Annotated in this window: 1 protein-coding gene and 1 pseudogene; both read left to right on the top strand. The window is 38.9% G+C overall.

The genetic code is table 11. The annotated features are described in order from the left end of the window. Positions 1-159 (top strand): annotated as a pseudogene (locus BHE89_RS23525) (Trm112 family protein); the annotation flags it as partial. 4 nt (positions 160-163) lie between these two features. Next, a complete protein-coding gene (gene kdsB, locus BHE89_RS18020) occupies positions 164-925 on the top strand; it encodes a 3-deoxy-manno-octulosonate cytidylyltransferase (protein WP_069368242.1) in 762 nt (253 codons plus the stop codon). Positions 926-1,125 lie beyond the last annotated feature (200 nt).

Here is a 1,125-nt window from a genome sequence, read left to right as displayed (position 1 = left end):
ATTGCTTGCCCAGTTTGCCATGGCAAACTTATGCTTTGATAAAGAAAAACTCAAGAGCTTATCTGCAAAATTGATCATTTAGCTTATCCTGTACGTGACAATATCCCCGTTCTTCTGGAGAATGAAGCAAGAGAATTATCACTAGAAGAGGAAAAGTAACTTCATGTTTACGGTCATTATCCCAGGTCGATATGCATCGACCCGTTTACCGGGTAAACCTCTCGCGGATATTCATGGTAAGCCTATGATTGTTCGTGTAATGGAACAGGCTATGCGCTCTGGTGCAAACCGAGTCATTGTTGCAACTGATAACTTAGATGTTGTTGCCGCAGTTGAAAAAGCGGGTGGGGAAGCGTGCATGACTCGCGAAGATCACCATTCTGGTACAGAACGTTTAGCTGAAGTCATTGAAAAATACCAATTTGCAGATGACGAGATAATCGTTAACGTACAAGGTGATGAGCCTCTTATTCCACCCACTATTATTACTCAAGTAGCCGAAAATTTGGCGAGTTGTGGCGCAGGAATGGCGACATTAGCGGTGCCTATTGTTGACTCAAAAGAAGCTTTTAATCCGAATGCGGTGAAAGTTGTGATGGATGCAAAAGGTTTCGCACTTTATTTTTCTCGTGCAACCATTCCTTGGGAAAGAGATCGTTTTAATTTGTCACATGATGAAATTGGTGAGCACTATTTACGCCATATTGGTATTTATGCTTATCGCGCGGGCTTTATACGTCGATATATTACTTGGGAGCCAAGCCCATTAGAATCTATTGAAATGTTAGAGCAACTGCGTGTGCTGTGGTATGGTGAAAAAATCCATGTTGCAAAAGCATTAGAAGTTCCTGGTGTGGGTGTAGATACACAAGATGATCTTATCGCAGCCAGAGCTGCCTATCGTGCTCTTAATCAAGAATTTTAATTATTATATTAAAATCTGAAATCTCTCGCGGCACTTATTTTATTAAGTGCGTTTTTATATTTTTTTAACTTTATTTAACTATTTAATGTTATTGAGTTTATTATCGCTAAATTACAATTTTTAATTGTAATATTGGTTATTTCTCTGACATTTGGCGACGAATATCTTCCATTCTCACTTCTTAATCCCCAAGTTTCAAT

The organism is Shigella sp. FC1967, from assembly GCF_001743005.1.
GTDB lineage: Bacteria > Pseudomonadota > Gammaproteobacteria > Enterobacterales > Enterobacteriaceae > Proteus.
This window is presented reverse-complemented; position numbering and strand designations above follow the sequence as displayed.